Origin of the sequence: Magnetococcus marinus MC-1 (assembly GCF_000014865.1) — a bacterium.
Taxonomy (GTDB): Bacteria; Pseudomonadota; Magnetococcia; order Magnetococcales; family Magnetococcaceae; genus Magnetococcus; species Magnetococcus marinus.
Genome location: NC_008576.1, coordinates 222,605 through 239,591, shown reverse-complemented (window position 1 = coordinate 239,591; position 16,987 = coordinate 222,605). Strand labels below are relative to the sequence as shown.

The following is a 16,987-nucleotide window of genomic DNA, read 5'->3' as shown; positions in this document are numbered from 1 at the left end:
TTAGTGTATATCATGGGTCTGCAACCATAGCTCCAACAGGGTTAACTGCCATAGTTTGGAGCCATGCAGCGGGGTTATGTGCTGGGTTGGATGATCCAACAGACGGTTTATATAGCTGGGTTGGATCAACCCTCTTTGGGTGGCGCGTGGCGAGGTCAACACCTCTTTGGCCAATTTCAGTACCGGGCCATCCATATGTTTGAGCGCAGGCACGGGGAAATAGCCCTTGGCACGATCAATCACCGCATGGGGAATAATGGGGCGGGCGACCTCTTTTAGAATGCCCTTCCCCCCCTGTTGCAGTTTGAGATGGCCCGGAATACGCGCGGCCAACTCCACCAATTCATGATCCAGAAAGGGTACCCTGGCCTCCAACCCCCAAGCCATGGTCATGTTGTCTACCCGCTTAACCGGATCGTCCACCAGCATGATGTTTTGGTCCAGATGCAACGCCTTGTCCACCGCCGCTGTGCCGCTATGGGGGTGGGCAAACCAAGACTCCACAAACGCGCTGCTATAATCTTGCTGCCAAGCGGCGGCAATGTCGCGATGGACCATCTCGCAGCACTCTTCATGGCTGCGGTCAAAGAAGGCTTTTCTATAATCTTGAAAGGCATCTTGACCGGCATCTACCTTGGGGTACCAGTGGTACCCTGCAAACACCTCATCGGCACCCTGCCCACTCTGTACCACTTTGACATGCTTGGCCACTTCGCGGGATAGCAGATAAAAGCCCACCGCATCATGGCTGACCATGGGTTCAGACATAGCCCGTACGGTTTCCCTTAACAGCTCGGGCAGGTTGTTGGTTTCAATGAAAATTTTATGGTGATCCGTGCCAAAATGAGCCGCCACAATATCCGAGTATTGGAACTCATCCCCCTCTTCACCACCGGCTTGTTCAAAACCGATGGAGAAGGTTGACAAGCCACCACGGCTCAACTGCCCTGACTCCACCAATAGCCCCGCCATCAAGCTGGAATCCAACCCCCCAGAGAGCAGCAGCCCCACCGGCACATCGGCCACCAAGCGCCGCGATACCGCCGCCCTGAGCGCTTGATCCAACAGCTGTTGCCACTCCGCTTCGGTACGCTCTGCATCACCCGCCTGGGGACCCATCTGGAGGTTCCAGTAGGTATGGTTCGTTTCAGAACCGTTTTTCTCCACAATACGTACGGTTGCCGGGGGTAGTTTTTGCACCTGTTGTAACAGCGTACGGGGTGCGGGTACCACACTGTGGAAAGAGAGAAAATGGTGTAAGGCAATGGGGTCAAGGGTGGTTGTGATGCCCCCCCCCGCCAACAGTGACGGAATGCTCGAAGCAAACCGCAAATGGGATTTATCTTGATGGATATAGAGGGGTTTAATCCCAAGTCGATCCCGTGCCAACACCACTCTACCGCTCTGCCGCTCGTAAATGGCAAACGCAAACATGCCATTAAAGCGCTGCACACACTGCCAACCCCAAGCATGGTACGCCTTTAAGATAACCTCGGTATCACTGGTTGAAAAAAAGCTGTAGCCCAGCTCCAGCAGGGATTGACGCAGTGCTTGGTAGTTATAGATACACCCATTAAACACAATGGTCAGGCCCAGCGCATCATCCTGCATGGGTTGATGACCATTTTCAGATAGGTCAATAACTTTCAAACGCCTATGGCCCAAACCAAGCTGCCCGTCTATTTCAATCCCTCCACCATCGGGGCCACGCTGGTGGAGTTTTTCGACCATTTTTTCCAGCATCGCTGGTTGGGGTGTTTGAGGTTGGAAATACATTACCCCACAGATACCGCACATAGAAGATCCTCGTAAATTAGTTTCTACACAAACTATGATAGCACCGTTCCCGTGTCAACTGATTCCAGTTGAAACCATTTCTTTTGCACGCACAACTGGGGTATGATACGCCGTTTATTTCACTTTGGGATGGAGTAATTTTTACGATGTCCGTTGCCCCGCAGCAGGTTACCAATCGCGTCCTGATGACCCTACGCAAGATTATTCGTGCCATTGATATGCACTCTCGCTATCTGGTTGCCCAGCACGATTTGACGGGGCCGCAAGCGATCATTTTGAGTGAAATTTTGCAAAGAGGTGGCATAACCGGGGCAGAATTGGCCAAACAGGTCCATTTAAGTAAGGGCACCATTAGTGGTATTTTAGCGCGGCTAGAGAGCAAAGGTTTGATCACCCGTCTACGGGATGAAGGTGACCGCCGCCGCTTTTGGTTACAGGCCACCCCCAAAGCGGAGCAGTTATTGGCGCAGGCCCCGCCCCTTCTGCAACAATCGTTTGTGCAAAAGTTTAATGCCCTGGCTGAACATGAGCAGTTGGGCATTTTGACCACCCTGCTACACATCTCCGACATGATGGGGGCCGATTCGCTAGAGGCCGCCCAACTGCTCTCCACCACACCGCTACTGGTGGAGGTAAGCCGTTCGGAAGCCATTGAGGGCATTCGCATGGACAAAGAAGAGCCCCCCACCATCGAAGAAGAGTGGGAGTAAAATCGCCACTAATCGCGTAGAATGGCACGACTTTTAAAATTTTATCCGCTTATTTGAATAGGATAAGTTATTCATGAATATCAAATACTTATGCGCCATGTGCTAGAACTTGCAGCAGAGGGTGAGGTACGTATTGGTGATGCTGTGGAGCGGATAGCCAATCGGTTTGGTTTAACGGACGAAGAGAAACGCACTCTGCTGCCCAGTGGCAAGCAGGCGGTTATCTCTAAACGCGTTCAATGGGCAAGTCTTATCTCTTACAAGCGGGGTTGGTTTCAGCGCCACGCCGGGCGCATTTTATGATTACCCCCGCAGGTCAACAGGCTTTAGCGGAGACCCATGATAAAAAGATGTTGCCTATTTAAGAAAATATGAAAAATTTAGTCTGTTTAGAGACAATGGTAAGGATAAAAATCCCAAACCCGATTTGGAACCGTCAAGCGGGGATCCCTTCCCCTGCTTGTATGCGCTTCGCGTAACATCACACGATGCTCAATGCCCCAGCTTTTAGCTCCACATTTCAACTTACGATATCAGCTTTATCCACGGTTCATCCGCGTATGAGAAATATTGGTCTATCTGTTGCCCATTCCAGTGGAATTGTATGTGCGGTCCCTGTATGGGGATGGTCACAACATCGGGCCAGAAAACGGCAACGCACTCTCCTCCAGGATGACGCACGGATCTATATGCAATGCCGTCACTACCTTTATCACGTTGATTGATGGCAACCAATTTGCGGACTTAATGGTGCGTTACAGTGTCGGCTGTCTGGATGAAGAGATTTTATACATCAAAAAAATTGACGCGAGCTTCTTCAGCTAAGGCAACCGGCTCTCTGTCACCATGGCCCTGCCAATCTATGAGACCCATCGCCCCATTTGGTGGCAACAGATACCCACCCTCCGCGATGCTAAACATCGGAGGGTGGGTCGTGCGGCATGCCCTAGGGATAGGCGTGGTACCCCACTTTACATCATGGACATCTCTAGCTCATCCAGCACCCCTTGGGCACCCTCTTTGGCACATGCTTCGTCGGTCTCGCCAGAGGGGGCGCCCGATACCCCAACACTCCCCAAAAAGATCCCGCCGACCTCCAGCGGAATGGCCCCCGCCGACATCACTACCCCGGGCACCCGACCAATGGGGCTCTGGGCGCGTTGGCTCAACTGAGAACTGGGCACACGGAACATGGCGGCGGCATAGGCTTTGCCTTTGGAGATGGTCAGGGTAATGGGGGGGGCAACGGTATCCCGCAAAATCGCTTGGGGAATGCCATCCCGGTCCATCACCGTAACCCCAATCTGCACACCTTTAAGACGGCACGCCTCAATCACCTTGTGGGCGATGGTGGAGGCGGTTTTTAAGGTCATTTTTTTCAAGGGTACAACGGCAGCCTCTTCTCCTGCGTAAACAGGCGTTTGCGCCAGGATTGCCGCCGCTGCTAATGCTATAACGATTTGTTTTTTCATGAAACACTCCTCCCAAGGGAAAATGGCCCAACGGGACCGGTTCAGGGCTACATGGCATGCCGCCACCTATCTTGTGTACCCCATGCCCGTCTACAAACCAAGCTTGGCAGAGAGGGTCAGGTAATAACCCTAACCCTTAAACCGACTTATAAAACCCAATCCTAACCTGGAAAATCCCCATTAAACGTTATTGTGTGCTAGAATGGGACATGCCCACAACTTATTATGCGTTCTCCATGTTGCCACAGGAGGTGATCTTATGGATGGTTATGCCGTTGTACATGAAGGACATGGCGTTCTTGGTGCGGGCCAGGATCAAGCCGCCGCCATCGCCATGGCACGCCGCCATACAGACTTAACTTTGGACGAAGCGCAGTTAAGACACCATTTCGATGCCATTTATGGCGAGCTCTATCTGCTACCTGCCACCGAGGCTTTGGTACAAGCGGTCACGACAAGCCAGCCGCTGCACACCTTTAAAATTCGTCAGTTTGGTCTGGGCTGGATCGTTGATCTCACCGGCGAGGGTGAGGATGAGGGGGAAGAGGAGGCGTAAGGCCCGTTTGTTGCACGCCTCCTTGTAAACGCGCCCACCCACCGGCGTGGCCCATGGCCCCGTCGGGGGCGTGCGCGCGTGGGTTATTGGGCAGTGCGCCCTAAAATTTTACCCTCAACCGCAGGGTTGTCGTATCGGCGCTGTTACCACTGCCTCCCTCGCTGCTGTCATAATCGTGATCGCGGCTCCACTCCATCTGCACCGCTGTGTTCTCGATCACCTCCACACTGGCATGCAGCGCAACCCGCTGGGCCATTAAACCCACCGCTTGTGCCCCATCGCTGCCGCTGTAGGAGAGCGCAATGTTGCTCGCTTTGCCACCAATCGGCAGGGTATAGGAGATCTCCCCGTGCCACGCCGATGGTTTAAGCTGGCTATTGTTCCAACCTGTACTCCCCGTACTGCTGGAGATAGCATCCATAAGCTGCACATACTCCCCCAACAGGGTGGTATCCTGCCACGTTAAAGCACCATGCAAACCCCACGCAGCACTGTAATTTTCCATATCGGTCATGGAATCTACCTTGGCGATGGCTGTGCTTATGCCCCCAGCGTTTTCCACACTGTTCACATAGTGCAGCGCCACTTCGGCGGTAAAAACCCCACGCTCATAGCGATAGCTCAGATCGCCACCCCATTGGTCGATGCTATTTTCATCGCCCTGTTTTTGTGAGGGCCCATTAAAAAGATAAAAATCGGCGGTAAACCCCCGCATCTTGACCGCCACCAGCGCCGCCGCATCCACAATTTCACCCAGCTCTTTGGTTAAGGGATCGGCTATCGCACTGCTGGCATAGGAACCAAAAGGTAGGGTCATTTTGCCCACGGTTAAGGTCATGGGATAGCGTTCACTATCCCCCACTGTGATGGTGGCTTGATCCACATTAAAGGCCGTCGCCCCATCATGCTCATATTTTAATTGGGTCGATGCTTTTACCCATTTGTTTATCTTGGCATCTACATCCAACTCAACCAGCCGTACCTTTATGTTGCTGCCATGCTCCAGGGTACTCATGCTGGTACCGTTATGCTCGGTGCTGCTGGCCTGCACCCGCACCTGCCCGCCAATGGTCAGGCGGTTCGTCCAACCCGTGGCCGACGTTCCCGAGGATGTTGCGGTATTACCCCCTTGCCCCTGGTCCATGAGCAGCGTGGCTTGAGCGATCTGTTGCTTGAGCAGCTCCAACTGTAACTGCTGCTCAACCATAACCTCTTGGTACTGACGATGCATCTGTTCCATCTGTTGCTGCTGCTGCAAGACAATGTTCCACATCTCCGCCACTGTGGGCAGCTCGGCCGCCATGCAGGGCAGGGGAATGGTGCCAAACAGCGCTCCTGACACCCATACGGTTATTTTTTTGGTCATAGATAGCCCCCCTCGCCGCTTTACATCCCTGTTCTGCTGGGCGCCCCCTGCCCGCGCACCCCATGCTTCCATAACCTAACATCGACATAATCTTAAAAAACCTGCATCACTTTCCTATTGGTCTGTCTCGTTTGCTTGCCCACGATTGGCTTTTACCCCCATGATTCAGGCATACTGGTTGAGGATGGTTGATAAACCCAGCCCCCTATCCCAGCTGTAAGGGATTTGCTCATGACACAACGGTTTTTGTCATGCGCCATGGTTCGGTTTATCCCACGCAGGTTCAATGGGGCTTACTCGGGAAACATAGGCGTCATGGTATCGGTTCAAACGGTAGGTCGCAAAAGCTTACGGGTGTTACTTTTCACCCTGACGGGCCTTGCCCTGCTGGTGAGCATATTGCTCCTGGTACGCCTACCCCTGCTTAATGCCCTGTTACCCCACCTGCTGCAACAACAGGGGTTACCACCTCTACCGGTGCAGATCACCCAATTGGACCTTAACCGCTTGGTGGTGGGGCCAACCCGTAGCCAAGATGGCACGCTGGCTTGGCAACGCATTGAGCTGCTCTACACACCTAGCCTTTTGTTGCACGGAACACTCACCGCCCTGCGTTTAGAAGGGCTACAGATCACTTTGCAACAGGATGCCCAAGGGGCTATACAGTGGCCCATGGCCCAGAACCAAGCCCCTGCCCAACCGAGCCGCGCCGAACCGTTTCAGCTGCCCACCCTGCCCATTGACCACGTGGAGATTGTCCACAGTCAGCTCCAGCTCAACACCCCCACAGGTCTGCTGAGCGCCCAATTGCAGGGCCAATTGGAACACCGCCTTGACCATCTACACACGCTGTTACAGCTCTCCCTGCCTGGCTTGGATATGACGCTCAAAGGGGCATTGAGCCTGTTTCCCCCTTATGGGGTAGAGCTACAGAGCGATCTTAAACTGGATCATTTTCAACCGCCTCTCCTCCCCATCCCCTATGCAGGTAGCCAACTCACAGGTTTGGCGGGGCTGCGGCTGGATGGCCCCTTGCAAGCTCTGCTTGAAGGCAGTCAGTGGCCACGTCTCCAAGCGCAGCATCAGCTACGAATTGCCCATGCTCACCACCCTGGCCATCTCCTGCTTAAAGGGCAGAGTCGACTGCAAGGCGGTCCCCAAGGCAACCTTACCCTTAGTGGCACCCTAGCAGGTGCCGCTTTGCAAGCGTGGACCACCAACCTACCCCTCCCTCCACAGAGTCAGATAAAGGGTTACAGTGCCTACCATCTAACCGCCTCCGTGGAAGATTGGCTCAAGCAGGGGGTAGTGCGTCAGGGTTGGAGCCGCTTTGGCCTCCAACTTAACCATCCCCACCAGGGGGAGATTGCGCTCACCGGTGAACTCACCCAACCGGCCGGTAGCGATGCCTTTAAGCTGCACGGGCAATGGGCTTTTAATCGGTTGCGTGGGTGGCAAACTCTGTTTCAGCAGCCCGCAGCAACCCAATTGGATGGCACCATGCGCTATGCGGTGGGTGGAAAATTTCCCCTTCATGCGGCTTGGCGTCCCACCCTGACCCTGTACCCTGAGTTTCAGCTAACCGCGCTGCAACCCGGTGCCGCCACAGGCAACCTAACCGCCACCTTAACCGCCCAGCCAGAACCGCAAGGTATGGGCTTGACTTTGCATCCTGACACCCAAGTTACGCTCCAGCACCCCCTGCCCCCATCGTTACAGACCTGGGCCAAATCGTTGGGTAGTGATGGCCGCTGGGTCCGTATTCAGGCCCAGCTGCCCCAACCCTTACAGCTGCACTGGAATGGCCACCAGGGATTACACCTAGAGGGCGCTCTCCAGAGTAACCTAGCCCTCTCGGCTGGGGGTCAACTGCACGCCACATTGAGCGGCTCGGCCCAAACCCAGTTGGATCAACCCACCCAACAGTTACGCTTTAATCTTGAGCAGCTAGAGGTGCAGCTCAAGCAACTGGAGTGGCACGCTCTACAGATCAACAAACTGCAACTGCATGGACATGGCGCGGGCCGTTTGGCCGACTATCAGGGTGAACTTCAGCTAGAGAGCCACTTGGATGGCACGCTGCCCGGTGGTAGCCGCCTCAAACAGGGACGGGTGGCGTTTAAGCTACCCTTTAGCGGGGGAGAAGATCACCTGCATGCCGCCTTATCCCACTGCATGAGCCTAGAGTATGCCACCTTCACACCCAGCGCGGGTCTTGTACTAGAGGGCCAGCAATCCCCACTCTGTATCCACGCCCCCAAGCTACACTTCAACTGGCAGCAACCGACGCAACCCCGACTGGATCTTGAGCTCATATTCCCGGAACACCGTACCGACCTGCTTATTCAGCAGGAGAAAACGCCCCAATTGGTACAAATCCGCACCCCACACATGACCCTGGCGCTCACGGGATCACCCACACAGTGGCATGCAAGCAGCACCCTGTTGGGGGGGCGTTTTAAGCATAAGGGGCAAGACCTTTTGGTGCGGGATCTGGATCTTCAGCTACAGGCCAGTGCCGATAAAGGCAAGATTACGGCGCACGGCACCATTGCTAAGGTGATTCTTCGCCCCATGGCAGCCACCGGGCAGATTGCCCCCTTTCAATACCAGGGCAAACTGCTGGTGCAGAACGACCATCTCACCCTAGATGGCCGTTTGGCAGATCTAAAGGGGATCTTAAATTGGGATCTACGGGTTAACCACTCTCTACCCACGGGTGTGGGTAATGCCGCCCTTGTGATGACCCCTCTGCTGCTACGGGCACAGGGCATACAACCGAAGGATCTGTTGCGCATGTTGAAGGGTAAGCTTGAAGGGGTTGAGGGGGAGGTCTCACTGCAAAGCCACCTGAACTGGGGTGCTGCGGAGCGGTCGGATCTAACCTTACGACTGCATGGCGTGGGCATGCAGACCCGCCCGGCCCGCTTGGAGGGGCTGGATCTGACCTTGGAGCTGGCATCGTTGCGTCCACCCAAGAGCCGACAACCCCACCGATTACACATTGACCTGTTGGATGTTGGCCTGCCCGTGCGCAACATCGAGGCTGAATTGCTGTTGCGACCCGATGGCGTATTGGTTATCTCATGGTTAAAAATTCCCTTTGCCAACGGTTGGATCAAAGCCAACCATGCCACCTTTAACCTTAAAGATGCCCACCATGAACTGCTGCTTGAGGTGGAAAATGTGGATCTGGCTGAGATGGCCAAATTGGTCAAACTGCCGGGCTTTACCGCCACAGGTCAACTTTATGGCCGCATGCCGGTTAAAATGGTGGGGGGACGTCTTTTACTCGATCATGCCACGCTGTTTACCCATGGCGGGGGCATTATTGCCAATCAAACCCTTAGTGCAGAGGCCCTTAAAGCAGGGGGGGAGCAGCCAAGTATTGTTGCTAAAGCCATGGAAAATTTACATTACAAGCAACTAACCGTGACCATGGATGGCGATCTGGCTGGTGCCCTACAGGTCAAGGTAGCCGCCGAGGGCAAAAATCCCGATCTTTACCAGGGGCACGCGCTTATCTTAAATCTTTCCGTAGAAGGGGCTTTGGGCGATCTCTTTAACCGCGAAATGGAGGGGTTTGATATCCCAGCCATGCTCAAACGTGAAGGTATTTTACAGTAGGGCCAGCCCAATTTCTGCGCTTGCCTCTGCTGGGCAACCCACCGTCACCAGGGTATTTGTACCTAAAGGCCGTAAGCGGGCTTGAAACACGCGCAACAAGCGGTCAAACTTGTGGCACCCATGAGAGACACGATGGATCTTTAAGCGCTGGAAAAGGAGTTCACCATGCGATCCCCCCTTCTGCTTACCCTACTCCCTGTCGCCCTGCTGTTGGGCTGTTCACCGCGCGTATCGGTGGAAGCACCAGATAAACCCATTACCATTAATTTAAATGTCAAAATAGAACATGAAGTGCGCATCAAAGTGGAAAAGGATGTGGACAAATTGCTGGATCAAAGCAACGACCTATTCTAATCCTCTTCGCATAATAGGAGCTATGCACATGAAATTGACAGTCTTTCTTCGCCGTTTTGTCCCCTTTATGCTCGCGATGCTGCTCACCACTGCCCTACAGGCCAGCCCTTTGGATGAGGCCAAACAAGCAGGCTATCTTGGCGAACAGGGGGATGGCTATGTGGGTCTTGTCACCCCTTCGGCCCCCAGCAGCGCCAAACAGTTGATGCAAGAGATCAACCTGAAAAGACGCGATAAATACCGTGAAATTGCCAGTAAAAATAACATCTCCCTCCGTTCTGTAGAGGGGGTCGCAGGGCAAAAATTGATTGAGCGTGCCGATCCTGGTACCTATGTATTGTCACCCTCTGGGGGTTGGCTGCGTCGCTAAGCTTCGCGGAATATTTTTCCCCGCAATGCCACCACACCTGTTGGTGGTGTTGCGCAAGCTATGCCGGTAGCGATCGTTACCCTGCATGGCGCACAGAGCAAGGGTGGACCCCTCGCGGCGCGTTCAGGGCCGCTCTTGGGGCGGGGATAAATGCTGGGGCTGCACACGCTCCAACATATAGCGCAAATGTTGTAAATGGATGGGCTTGGTCAACACCTCGTCCATACCCGCTGTGCGACAGGCTTGCAAGCTATCTTTTAACACATCGGCGGTTAAGGCAAAGATCGGCGTTGCATGGTTAAGGCCGGTATGCGCCGCGCGGATTTTAGTGGTGGCCTGTAGGCCGTCCATAATCGGCATGCGTAGATCCATCAAAATCAGATCATAGGCCTGCTGCTGGGCCATCTCATAGGCTTGTTGACCATTGTTGGCACAATGCACCTGGTGCCCATCCTCCTGCAAAATACCTATGGCAACCTCTTGATTGATTGGATCATCCTCGGCTAATAAAATCTTTAACCCAGGCATGGCATCGGCGGCTTCCATGTGCGACTGGGCGGGCTTGGGTAGCTGCTCGATGGGCACTTGTCGCAGGGGTATCATTAAGGTGAACAGAGATCCCCCTTCTGTACGACGTTTGGCCCTTATGCTACCCCCCATGGCCTCTGCCAATTTGGCACTGATGGCCAAACCTAACCCTGTACCGCCAAAACGCCGGTTGATACTCTCATCCATCTGCTTAAAGGGTTCAAACAATCGCTCTAGGTGGGCCTCGTCAATGCCAATGCCCGTATCTGCCACGGCAAAGGCTACCCATGGGGCAGGGTCGGTTTCTCCGGTTAGAGCAACCTGTAGTGTTACTTCACCCTGTTGGGTAAATTTAATGGCGTTGCTCAGCAGATTATTAAGAATCTGACGCAGGCGGGTTTGATCCCCCCGGCAGGCTCTCGGTAGAGGCTCTTGAAGCTGGAGGTGCAGCTGCAAACCCTTCTCTTCGGCCTGGGAGTGGACAACGGCATAGAGCTCTTGCAGCATGCGCGGCAGATCGAACACCACCTCTTCGAGTACAAGCTGTTCGGTATCAATTTTGGAAAAATCCAACACATCGTTTAAAATGCCCAATAGCGCTTGGCTGGCCTGCTCGATCACCTGCGCTTTGTGGGCCACCTGCCGATCCAGCGGCATACGATTAAGCTGCCGACTGGTGCCGATAATACCGTGCAAAGGGGTACGGATTTCATGGCTCATGGTGGCTAAAAAAATACCTTTGGCGCGGTCGGCCCGCTGCGCCTGCTCCACAGCTTGGCTAAGGGCCTGCTCAGCCTCAGCCCGTTTATACACAAACAGCGCAAACGCTCGTGCCATACGGCTGATCTCGTCCTCGCCCGTTGCGACAATGGGCACACTTTTACCTTGCGCGTGGCTGGACATGGTGTCGTGTAGAGCAGCAAACCGTCCCAGCACATCACGCAACAGGTAACGTACTAATAAATACAGTATAATTAAAGATATCAAGGTTAATGTCACAACGATGATGATGCTCCAGCGCATCATGCTCTGCTGCTGCCGTGCTTGGTTGTTTACCTGTTGACGATAGGCGTCATAGAGCGCCTGGGTGGTTTCAGCAAATTGGGTGATATAGCGGCGGTTTTCTACCATGACCCCCTGACGCTGCCGATCCGCCAGTAACCACTGGGGAATCTGCGCCAAATAGTTTTGCACCATGCTGTTTAGGGTTTCTAGCATGGGCTGCCACTGTTCCCGCTGTTGGGGATAGTGTTCCAATTTCTCCCTCAGATTGGCAAGGGCATGGTCTACTTGGGCTTTACGTTTTTCAAATAAGACCTCATGACGGGCTTCACCGGCCCATAACAGGTGGCCGATTAATACACGATCTTGACTCTGCGGGTAATGGCCCAGGGAGGGTTGATCAAGAAGGGTGCTTTGCAGCTGCGTATAGTGCTGCATTATCTGTTGTATCTTGTGACTTTTAGCGTTCTGCAAGGCCAAAATACGTCCCTGTAACCTGTAGAGCTGCCGTACCGAATCACCCAACGATTGATAGACCTGCTCGACCCGATGGACCAATCCTGCTTGCCTGCCCGCCGTACGCAGGGTCAATGTAAGTTGCTGAAACAGGGTTAGTTGGTTCTCCAATAGCTCATTCTGGACTTCCAAACTTTGGCGATCAGCCGCCAACAACAAGGTGTCGGCGATATGGCCCACCCGCTCGCTCTGTCGATTAAGATCTGCCGCAATCAGTAGCTGTACCTGATCATGTTGCCATGTCTGCTGAAAACCCCACTGAAATTTATACAGGGCTAACAGCGCCAACAGACTCATGACCAGTACCAACAGCACTAACAGAGCGATACTGCGCCTAAGACGACGGGCGATGGTATAGCCTAAAAGATGCTTTTTAACGGAAGGGGGGAGCATAGAACAGTCCCCCACGGGACCAAGGGCGGTTAAGCAATCTTGGCATCTGCAAGCTAGATTGCGCCCCCAAATGACGTGCAAACAGCTCCCCGTAGTTACCAACGGCCTCAATCATGCGCCGCGCCCAGCCACGGGAAAGCCCTACAAACTGGCCGGGATCATCTTCTGATCCCAAAAGACGTTGCACCTCGGGATCACTGAGGCGCTCACGATTTTGTTTTAAGGCGTCGCGGGAGACACCCTTTTCATCTGCAACCAGCAGGGCCTGTACCACCATGCGCACGATACGCTGCCAACGCTCATCATCGGCCCGTACCATGGGCGCCAAGGGTTCACGGGATAGCGTTTCAGCAAAGACCACATAGTCTTGATCATTGCTGGCAGTGGTTTTTAAATTGGCCGTCAAAGCGATACGGTCATCGGTTATAAGATCACAACGGTGTTCGAGAAAGGCGGTGATGATACCTTGCTGATTTAGGGCTAAGTAGTTAAAATTTAGATTATTGCGTTGAGCATATTCCTGCAAGTTAGCGTGGGATGTCGAGTTGGGCTCCACACACACCGTGGCCTGATTGGCCTGCGCCAAGGTGTGCCAACGGGTATCTTTACGGGTCGCGATCGCTTGACCATCATAGAGATAGATTGCCGGAAAACGCACTTGGTATTGATACTCCCGCGAAAGGGTCCATGTGGTGTTGGACATAACCACATCCACCTGCAACTCGGTTAGCGCCTTAAAGCGGGTCGCGGGGGTCACTTGTATAAAATGGACGGCACGTGCATCATCCAGCACCGCCACCGCTAAAGCTCGGCACCAATCGGCAAAAAAACCATGCCATGCACCATCCGGCTGCTGCTGGGAAAAAGCAGGCGTACCTGTCATAACCCCGCAGTTCAGCAGACCCCGCGCACGCACCTTATCCAAGGTATCAGAGGCTGGCGCAGCTTGGGCGGGCGCACCAACCACCACCAACAACAGGACGCCCACTATCCAGACCAATCGTATCACGGAGATTCCTTGATCACGGTAATTGACCTATTACTGAGACGGTCGTGGATCTAACTTATCAGACTTTCAGGCATTATCATATATTCAGGTTATACTATTGTCAAAATAACTGATTTATCGAATAAAATGTTTGCCTTACCCGTCTATATGATAATCATAAAGTTGTTGTTATGCGTCAAAAAAGGGGGGCATATCCATTATCATGGTTATGCCCCCCTTGCTTAGCAAAGTATGTTTTTTATTGGCTCAAGCTGGTCTGGAGACGCTCCAACCGCTTGCTGTCACCGTAACCCTTTTTCAGGATCTCTTCGGCCCGGTTTAGGTAGTTACGGGCTTTTTTCCAATGTTTTAAACCAATGTCCCGATCCACCAAATCCATATAACCATCGGCAATACGGGCGATACCCTCCTGTGCGGAACCATTGCGGCTATCGACCTTGAGCACCTCTTGAAATTGATCATAGGCGTTTTGGTTGGCAGGGGTCGTAAAGAACCTTTTTTTCAGATACTCCATACCACGGCTGAGGCTGGCTAAGATAACCTTGCCCGAGGCTTGACGCTGTGCGGCGATCACCGACCGACCGGCACCCCGTACATCACCATAGCTCTCAATCCAACGTTGGATTGACGCTTCAGCCTGCACCAACTCATCATCACTTAACCGTCGCCCCAAAATGGTCCGCAATTTTTCGGCCTCATCCATACCATTGCGGGCGGCTAAATCCAGCCACATAAAGCTCTCAACATAGTTGATCGGTGCGCGATTTTGCTGAAAATACATCACCCCCAAATTAAATTGAGCCAACGGGAAATTTTGGTTGGCGGCCCGTGTAAACCATTTGAGTGGGGCATCTTTATCTTGATCGGGACCACGCTGCTTAAAATACATCAACCCCAGATTATATTGAGAGAGGGGATGCCCCTGGCGGGCCGATTTTTGAAACCAATCAAAAGCCGCTTGGTCATCCTGCTCTGTACCCTTGCCGGTAAGATACATGTTCGCCAAATGAAACTGCGCGGCCGCATGCCCCGCCGTGGCCGAGGTATAGAACCAACTGTAGGCTCCATTGAGATCCTGCGGCACCCCTTTACCCTCGGCTAAAATCAACCCCCATCGATATTGCGCTTCGTGATCGCCATCCTGAGCACGGGTTTTTAACCCTTGCAGCTCCACAGGTAATGCCTCTGCTGAAGGCGTTTGTGCCTCCGCAAGGGCCGCTCCAAACAGCAGCAGGGTGATCATCAAAGGGATTGTTAATATACGCAATAACATGGCGTTCTCACCGTTTGTGGAGTCCACGGGGGGATGTTTACAACTCTGCACCCATAACTAAGCTTACTATTTTTAGCTATTTTATAGGCTTTTTGCTAGGGATGGCTGTGTTTTACCACCAATCAGTGACCACATTTATCGACCCTTATCGCTTAACCACTGGGCCGCTTGCGCCCGCGCTTGGGCAATTTGTGCCCCTTTTAACTGCATGGCGACCTGTTCCCGCGCGGCATCAGCCCCCTTATAGTGCTGCTGCCATGCCAGATGAAACCATTGATAGGCCGCGATAAGATCCTGTTTTACCCCACTTCCCATGCTGTAACGCACCCCCAGATTATACATGGCCGTGGCGCTTCCCCCTTGGGCCGCTTGGGTATAGAGAGCCACCGCCTGCTGCTCATCCCGGGGGGCCCCGACCCCATGGGCCAACAGATAACCCAAGTTTACCGCCCCTCGGGTGTCTCCCTGGGCCGCTGCCTTGCGGTACCAATCCACCGCCACGGCGACATCGCGTACACCACCGCGCCCCTCTTCCCACATGAGTGCTAAGCGAAATTGGGCCTCGGCATGCCCCCCTTGGGCGGCCTGCTCATACCAATGCCGGGCCATGGCCCCATCGGCCTGCACCCCTTTACCCTGCTCCAACATCTGGCCCAGCGCCAGCGCAGCCAGCAACGATCCACTCCGGGCTGCCCGCTCATACCATTGGGCCGCCTGCGCACCATCCCTGGGGATGCCCTCCCCCCGCGCCAGATGGTCGCCCAGATAGTATTGAGCCCGCCCGTCACCCAGCTCCGCCGCTTGGCGAAAGAGCTGCACGGCCTGACGGGCATCACGCTTAACCCCTAAGCCGGCACGATATTTTAGCGCCAAGGCAATCATCGCCTTAGGCTCACCCTGGGCGGCGGCCAACCGGTACCAATAAACCGCCCCCTCCTCATCCACCGCCCGCCCCAATCCCTGGCTGAGCAGATAACCATACAGGCTTTGGGCCAGCCCATCCCCACCACGCGCCGCCTTTTCCAACCAATACCCAGCCCGTTTGGGATCTTTCTCCACCCCACCCTCACCTTCCAGGTAGAACTGGCCCAGCATACGTTGCGCCTCTACATGGCCACCCACCGCCGCACTCTGCACTTCCTGCCACGGTAAAGCGGCCCCATACAGACCACGTGGTATGCACAGCATGAGGATCAACATCCAGCGATACATCGCTACCCTTTCCTGTAGAGCATGCTTAAACCCACCACCCCAGCGTACCCGTTGGCCCTACGTACCCCCTTTTTTTACCACACTATTGCAGGGTTTGGCACTGTTGCAGGGTTTGGCACTGTTGCAGGGTTTGGGCATCTTTGCACTTGGCCCCGCAGCCATACCCTGCCACATTGAGCGGCTTGTTGCGCGGGTTATCTCCCGTTAAGCCATGGCATAACGGGCTTTCTGGGCCTGTGCGGCTTGGGCGGTTTCGGCATCATAGGCTTGACCGGCCCATAACATATCGTAGGCGATCTCCTCATTACCGTTTTCACACAGCTCCAACACCTTGGCAAACAAGGGTTGAAACGTTTCGCTACGGTGCGAAGACTCATGCTCGGCATAGGAACGCCAAAAGGTGATGATCAACGCCTCCCGCCCCTGTAGTGGCGAGACCACGGCCTGCCCCACATCACTGCCCTCATTGGAGATTTTGCCACTGTTCATGGTTACCATACCCCCTACAAAACCGGTGGTGCTATGGTAGGTTTTCACATTCTCACACAGCTCCGCCACCCGCTCTTGCAGATCATCGGCACTGTATTGAGGCTTTAATAAAACCCGATTAATGGTGATGACACCATCATGGGGAAAGTTGGGAATCAACGTCATGGTTGTTTCTCCTAAGCGATAACACCTTGGCTGGGTGTCAGTGAGTCTCTATATTAGCATTGAGTAATATAGTACCATAATAGTTCCCTATAAGCCCCCTACACACAAAAGGGGACCTTGGTTAAGGTCCCCTTTTGTCGATCCACTG

At 53.9% G+C, this 16,987-nt stretch carries 17 protein-coding genes; 8 read left to right on the top strand and 9 right to left on the bottom strand.

The features are described 5' to 3' along the window. Entirely contained in the window at positions 1 to 1,797 is a 1,797-nt protein-coding gene (locus MMC1_RS01115; protein WP_011711916.1) for an N-acetylglutaminylglutamine amidotransferase, read from the bottom strand. 146 nt (positions 1,798 to 1,943) lie between these two features. On the opposite strand from MMC1_RS01115, the gene MMC1_RS01110 reads away from it, so the two are divergent. Together MMC1_RS01110 and MMC1_RS01105 are read left to right on the top strand one after the other, a co-directional pair. Further along, complete coding sequence (locus MMC1_RS01110) at positions 1,944 to 2,507, top strand: MarR family winged helix-turn-helix transcriptional regulator (protein WP_011711915.1); 564 nt, start codon at positions 1,944 to 1,946, stop codon at positions 2,505 to 2,507. Positions 2,508 to 2,597: 90 nt separating this feature from the next. Beyond that, positions 2,598 to 2,810: a winged helix-turn-helix domain-containing protein gene (locus MMC1_RS01105; protein WP_011711914.1), complete on the top strand. Its 213-nt coding sequence runs from the start codon at positions 2,598 to 2,600 to the stop codon at positions 2,808 to 2,810. 222 nt (positions 2,811 to 3,032) lie between these two features. Here MMC1_RS01105 and MMC1_RS22465 read toward each other — a convergent pair whose 3' ends face one another. After that, positions 3,033 to 3,188, bottom strand: coding sequence for a hypothetical protein (locus MMC1_RS22465; RefSeq protein WP_407081022.1), 156 nt, complete (start codon positions 3,186 to 3,188; stop codon positions 3,033 to 3,035). On the opposite strand from MMC1_RS22465, the gene MMC1_RS22330 reads away from it, so the two are divergent. Beyond that, positions 3,114 to 3,332, top strand: coding sequence for a hypothetical protein (locus MMC1_RS22330; RefSeq protein ID WP_265101283.1), 219 nt, complete (start codon positions 3,114 to 3,116; stop codon positions 3,330 to 3,332). The genes MMC1_RS22465 and MMC1_RS22330 overlap by 75 nt on opposite strands. Before the next feature lie 146 nt (positions 3,333 to 3,478). Here the strand turns inward: MMC1_RS22330 and MMC1_RS01095 are convergent, their stop codons facing one another. Next, positions 3,479 to 3,979, bottom strand: coding sequence for a GlcG/HbpS family heme-binding protein (locus MMC1_RS01095; RefSeq protein ID WP_011711912.1), 501 nt, complete (start codon positions 3,977 to 3,979; stop codon positions 3,479 to 3,481). Between the two features lie 259 nt (positions 3,980 to 4,238). Between MMC1_RS01095 and MMC1_RS01090 the strand changes: the two genes are divergently transcribed. Continuing rightward, the gene (locus tag MMC1_RS01090; RefSeq protein ID WP_011711911.1) at positions 4,239 to 4,535 is read left to right on the top strand and encodes a hypothetical protein; all 297 of its coding nucleotides are present in this window, start codon (positions 4,239 to 4,241) and stop codon (positions 4,533 to 4,535) included. Positions 4,536 to 4,635: 100 nt separating this feature from the next. Here MMC1_RS01090 and MMC1_RS01085 read toward each other — a convergent pair whose 3' ends face one another. After that, entirely contained in the window at positions 4,636 to 5,901 is a 1,266-nt protein-coding gene (locus MMC1_RS01085) for an LbtU family siderophore porin (protein WP_011711910.1), read from the bottom strand. Between the two features lie 315 nt (positions 5,902 to 6,216). On the opposite strand from MMC1_RS01085, the gene MMC1_RS01080 reads away from it, so the two are divergent. From MMC1_RS01080 to MMC1_RS01070, 3 genes are all read left to right on the top strand, one after another. After that, complete coding sequence (locus MMC1_RS01080) at positions 6,217 to 9,528, top strand: intermembrane phospholipid transport YdbH family protein (protein ID WP_041640564.1); 3,312 nt, start codon at positions 6,217 to 6,219, stop codon at positions 9,526 to 9,528. Between the two features lie 165 nt (positions 9,529 to 9,693). Next, a complete protein-coding gene (locus MMC1_RS01075) occupies positions 9,694 to 9,882 on the top strand; it encodes a YnbE family lipoprotein (protein ID WP_011711908.1) in 189 nt (62 codons plus the stop codon). 28 nt (positions 9,883 to 9,910) lie between these two features. Beyond that, positions 9,911 to 10,252, top strand: coding sequence for a YdbL family probable chaperone protein (locus MMC1_RS01070; RefSeq protein ID WP_011711907.1), 342 nt, complete (start codon positions 9,911 to 9,913; stop codon positions 10,250 to 10,252). 123 nt (positions 10,253 to 10,375) lie between these two features. On the opposite strand, the gene MMC1_RS19400 is transcribed toward MMC1_RS01070, so the two are convergent. The 4 genes from MMC1_RS19400 to MMC1_RS01050 all read right to left on the bottom strand — a co-directional run bounded on the left by MMC1_RS19400 (position 10,376) and on the right by MMC1_RS01050 (position 16,161). Then, the gene (locus tag MMC1_RS19400; protein ID WP_011711906.1) at positions 10,376 to 12,691 is read right to left on the bottom strand and encodes an ATP-binding protein; all 2,316 of its coding nucleotides are present in this window, start codon (positions 12,689 to 12,691) and stop codon (positions 10,376 to 10,378) included. Beyond that, entirely contained in the window at positions 12,672 to 13,700 is a 1,029-nt protein-coding gene (locus tag MMC1_RS01060; protein WP_011711905.1) for an amino acid ABC transporter substrate-binding protein, read from the bottom strand. The genes MMC1_RS19400 and MMC1_RS01060 overlap by 20 nt, the downstream gene beginning before the upstream one ends. Before the next feature lie 238 nt (positions 13,701 to 13,938). Then, on the bottom strand, positions 13,939 to 14,973 hold the full coding sequence (locus MMC1_RS19395) for a tetratricopeptide repeat protein (protein WP_011711904.1): 1,035 nt from the start codon (positions 14,971 to 14,973) through the stop codon (positions 13,939 to 13,941). 135 nt (positions 14,974 to 15,108) lie between these two features. Further along, complete coding sequence (locus MMC1_RS01050) at positions 15,109 to 16,161, bottom strand: SEL1-like repeat protein (protein ID WP_160162642.1); 1,053 nt, start codon at positions 16,159 to 16,161, stop codon at positions 15,109 to 15,111. On the opposite strand from MMC1_RS01050, the gene MMC1_RS21800 reads away from it, so the two are divergent. Next, positions 16,160 to 16,393 carry a hypothetical protein gene (locus tag MMC1_RS21800; protein WP_160162641.1) on the top strand — a complete coding sequence of 78 codons (234 nt, stop codon included), beginning with the start codon at positions 16,160 to 16,162 and terminating at the stop codon, positions 16,391 to 16,393. The genes MMC1_RS01050 and MMC1_RS21800 overlap by 2 nt on opposite strands. On the opposite strand, the gene MMC1_RS01045 is transcribed toward MMC1_RS21800, so the two are convergent. Continuing rightward, positions 16,390 to 16,839, bottom strand: coding sequence for a hypothetical protein (locus tag MMC1_RS01045; RefSeq protein WP_011711902.1), 450 nt, complete (start codon positions 16,837 to 16,839; stop codon positions 16,390 to 16,392). The two genes, MMC1_RS21800 and MMC1_RS01045, sit on opposite strands and share 4 nt — an antisense overlap. Positions 16,840 to 16,987 lie beyond the last annotated feature (148 nt).

What these genes read in the sequence shown, in the direction of transcription:
- MMC1_RS01115 (WP_011711916.1), bottom strand. Translation starts at nt 1,797, where the DNA reads ATGTGCGGTATCTGTGGGGTAATGTATTTCCAACCTCAAACACCCCAA.
- MMC1_RS01110 (WP_011711915.1), top strand. Translation starts at nt 1,944, where the DNA reads ATGTCCGTTGCCCCGCAGCAGGTTACCAATCGCGTCCTGATGACCCTA.
- MMC1_RS01105 (WP_011711914.1), top strand. Translation starts at nt 2,598, where the DNA reads ATGCGCCATGTGCTAGAACTTGCAGCAGAGGGTGAGGTACGTATTGGT.
- MMC1_RS01095 (WP_011711912.1), bottom strand. Translation starts at nt 3,979, where the DNA reads ATGAAAAAACAAATCGTTATAGCATTAGCAGCGGCGGCAATCCTGGCG.
- MMC1_RS01090 (WP_011711911.1), top strand. Translation starts at nt 4,239, where the DNA reads ATGGATGGTTATGCCGTTGTACATGAAGGACATGGCGTTCTTGGTGCG.
- MMC1_RS01085 (WP_011711910.1), bottom strand. Translation starts at nt 5,901, where the DNA reads ATGACCAAAAAAATAACCGTATGGGTGTCAGGAGCGCTGTTTGGCACC.
- MMC1_RS01080 (WP_041640564.1), top strand. Translation starts at nt 6,217, where the DNA reads ATGGTATCGGTTCAAACGGTAGGTCGCAAAAGCTTACGGGTGTTACTT.
- MMC1_RS01075 (WP_011711908.1), top strand. Translation starts at nt 9,694, where the DNA reads ATGCGATCCCCCCTTCTGCTTACCCTACTCCCTGTCGCCCTGCTGTTG.
- MMC1_RS01070 (WP_011711907.1), top strand. Translation starts at nt 9,911, where the DNA reads ATGAAATTGACAGTCTTTCTTCGCCGTTTTGTCCCCTTTATGCTCGCG.
- MMC1_RS19400 (WP_011711906.1), bottom strand. Translation starts at nt 12,691, where the DNA reads ATGCTCCCCCCTTCCGTTAAAAAGCATCTTTTAGGCTATACCATCGCC.
- MMC1_RS19395 (WP_011711904.1), bottom strand. Translation starts at nt 14,973, where the DNA reads ATGTTATTGCGTATATTAACAATCCCTTTGATGATCACCCTGCTGCTG.
- MMC1_RS21800 (WP_160162641.1), top strand. Translation starts at nt 16,160, where the DNA reads ATGAGGATCAACATCCAGCGATACATCGCTACCCTTTCCTGTAGAGCA.
- MMC1_RS01050 (WP_160162642.1), bottom strand. Translation starts at nt 16,161, where the DNA reads ATGCTGTGCATACCACGTGGTCTGTATGGGGCCGCTTTACCGTGGCAG.
- MMC1_RS01045 (WP_011711902.1), bottom strand. Translation starts at nt 16,839, where the DNA reads ATGACGTTGATTCCCAACTTTCCCCATGATGGTGTCATCACCATTAAT.